At 62.1% G+C, this 243-nt stretch carries 1 protein-coding gene; it reads left to right on the forward strand.

Annotated elements, in window-relative coordinates; all coding sequences use genetic code 11:
- Positions 1-243, forward strand: a 243-nt coding sequence (locus tag SB717_RS38875; RefSeq protein ID WP_486360821.1) for an IclR family transcriptional regulator domain-containing protein, incomplete at both ends; no start/stop codon positions are given.

Below are 243 nucleotides of genomic sequence, written 5' to 3' on the forward strand. Positions count from 1 at the left end.
CTGGACGGATCCGACATCGTCTACGTGGCACGGGTTGCGGTGCCCAAATTGATTGCACTGCGCGTGGATATCGGCACCCGCTTCCCTGCCATGAAAACCTCCCAAGGCAAGGTGCTGTTGGCTGCACTGCAGCCGGGCGAAGCTTTGAGAGCGCTCGCCGAGCCTTCGCGTTCGGGCCTGCCTGTTGAGGAACCGATGGCCGATGTCCAGGTGCTCGATATCTTGGCGGAGGTGCGGTCTCAG

It is taken from the genome of Priestia sp. SIMBA_032 (assembly GCF_046535215.1).
Taxonomy (GTDB): Bacteria; Bacillota; Bacilli; order Bacillales; family Bacillaceae_H; genus Priestia; species Priestia aryabhattai.